The 2,606-nt window shown below is 63.4% G+C and carries 2 protein-coding genes; both read left to right on the top strand.

The genetic code is table 11. From position 1 onward, the window contains the following. Positions 1-1,410: Fe-S cluster assembly protein SufB (gene sufB / locus E3T37_RS11175; protein WP_134366859.1), on the top strand; the 1,410-nt coding region annotated here is incomplete at its 5' end. Between the two features lie 32 nt (positions 1,411-1,442). Next, on the top strand, positions 1,443-2,606 hold a 1,164-nt coding region (gene sufD, locus E3T37_RS11170), incomplete at its 3' end, for a Fe-S cluster assembly protein SufD (RefSeq protein WP_370262240.1).

Below are 2,606 nucleotides of genomic sequence, written 5' to 3'. Positions count from 1 at the left end.
GTCCTGCTTGACCGCCCCGAACTTGCGGGGCTCGGTACGTACGAGTTTGGTTGGTCCGATTCCGATGCGGCGGGCGCGTCCGCCAGGCGCGGGGTTTCGCCGGAGGTCGTGACCGATATTTCGCGGTTGAAGAACGAGCCGGACTGGATGTTGCAGCGGCGGTTGAAGGCGTTGGAGTTGTTCGAGCGGAAGCCGATGCCGACGTGGGGCGCGGATTTGTCCGGGATCGATTTCGACAACATCAAGTACTTTGTGCGGTCCACGGAGAAGCAGGCCCAGACCTGGGAGGACCTGCCCGACGACATCAAGAACACCTACGAGAAGCTCGGTATCCCGGAAGCGGAACGTAACCGCCTGGTGTCCGGTGTGGCCGCGCAGTACGAGTCCGAGGTGGTGTATCACCAGATCAATGAGGAGCTCGAGGCGCAGGGTGTCATTTTCATGGACACCGACACGGCGTTGAAGGAGCACCCGGAGATTTTCCAGGAGTATTTCGGCACGATCATCCCGTCGGGGGATAACAAGTTCGCGGCCCTGAACACGGCGGTGTGGTCGGGGGGTTCGTTCGTGTATGTGCCGCCGGGCGTGCATGTGGAGATTCCGTTGCAGGCGTATTTCCGGATCAACACGGAGAACATGGGCCAGTTCGAGCGCACGTTGATCATTGCCGATGAGGGCAGTTATGTGCACTACATCGAGGGCTGCACGGCTCCGATCTATTCGTCTGATTCGTTGCATTCGGCGGTGGTGGAGATCGTGGTGAAGAAGAACGCCAGGGTGCGGTACACGACCATTCAGAACTGGTCGACGAATGTGTACAACCTGGTCACGAAGCGGGCCACGGCGGGCGAGGGCGCCACGATGGAGTGGATCGACGGCAATATCGGGTCGAAGGTCACGATGAAGTACCCGTCGATTTATTTGCTGGGGGAGCATGCCAAGGGTGAGACGTTGTCGGTGGCGTTCGCGGGTCCGGGTCAGCATCAGGATGCGGGCGCGAAGATGATCCACATGGCCCCGTATACGCAGTCCTCGATCGTGTCGAAGTCGATTGCGCGGGGTGGTGGCCGGTCGGGTTACCGGGGTGAGGTGCGGGTGGATGCCACGGCGCATCACTCGGCGAACACGGTGCGGTGTGACGCTCTGCTGGTGGATACGCAGTCGCGGTCTGACACGTATCCGGCCATCGATATTCGGGTGGATGATGTGCAGCTGGGTCATGAGGCCACGGTGTCTCGGGTCAGTGAGGAGCAGTTGTTCTATCTGATGAGTCGGGGGATGCCCGAGGATGAGGCGATGGCGATGATCGTGCGTGGGTTCATCGAGCCCATTGCGCGGGAGCTGCCGATGGAATACGCCCTGGAACTCAACAAGCTCATTGAAATGGGCATGGAAGGATCGGTCGGCTGATGTCCGCCGTCGCAGCACCACTGAATACAGCCATGCCCGCTTCTGAAGCGATGCCGACATCTGAACAGCACGGGATCAAGGAGCACTCGGACGGCCGCTTCGGCTTCGTCCCCGTGCAGACCCGCAACGACCGGTTCACGAGCGTCGACGTCGCCGACTTCGCACCCGTCACGGGGCGGGAAGCGGTCTGGAAGCTCTCCCCGGTGAAGAAGTTCACCGACCTGACCGCGGGGGTCCTGGACGGGTCCGTGTACCCGATCGAATCGACCGATGTTGCCGGTGTCGACGTCGCCTGGGTCAACCGGGATGATTCCCGGGTCGGCGCCGCCGGCGCCCCGGAGGAGCGCGCCGCCGCGAACGCGTGGTCCAGTTTCGAGCGGGCCCTCGCGATCACGATCAGTGGGGAAGAGGCCAAGGAGGTCACCCTCACCCGGTCCCAGTTGGGTGCGGGGCCGCGGGCCGCGCACACGATCATCGAGGCGAAACCGTTCAGCCGGGCCACGATCATCCTCGAGAACACGGGCGAAGCCCGCCTGAGTGAGAACGTGGAGATCATCCTGGGGGAGTCCGCGAACCTGACGGTGGTGAGCCTGCAGGAATGGGGCGACACTGCCGTGCACCTGACCAACCATTTCGCATCCGTCGGCCGGGACGCGCGCCTGAAGCATGTGGTCGTGAGCCTCGGCGGCAGTATCGTGCGGGTGAATCCGTCGGTGCGGCTGGCCGGGGAGGGGTCGGACACGGATTTGTTGGGCCTGTATTTCGCTGACGCGGGTCAGCACCTGGAGCAGCAGGTGTTCGTGCATCACGACGCGCCGAACAGTCGCAGCCGGGTCACGTACAAGGGGGCGTTGCAGGGCCAGGGCGCCCGCACGGTGTGGATCGGTGACGTGCTCATCGGGCGGAACGCGGCGGGCACGGACAGTTACGAGCAGAACCGCAACCTCGTGTTGACCGAGGGCACCCGGGCGGACTCGATCCCGAACCTGGAGATCGAGACCGGCGATATCAAGGGTGCCGGGCACGCGAGTGCGACGGGTCGGTTCGATGATGAGCAGTTGTTCTACCTGCAGTCCCGCGGCATCACGGAAGACGAGGCGCGGCGTCTGGTCGTGCGCGGCTTCCTCAGCGAGATCGTGCAGCAGATCGGATCCCCCGCCCTCGAAGACCGCCTCCAACTGGCCATCGAAGCAGAA

Origin of the sequence: Cryobacterium sp. TMT2-10, from assembly GCF_004403075.1 — a bacterium.
GTDB lineage: Bacteria > Actinomycetota > Actinomycetes > Actinomycetales > Microbacteriaceae > Cryobacterium > Cryobacterium shii.
Note: the sequence above shows the minus strand (reverse complement) of the source record. Positions and strands in the feature narration are given on the sequence as shown.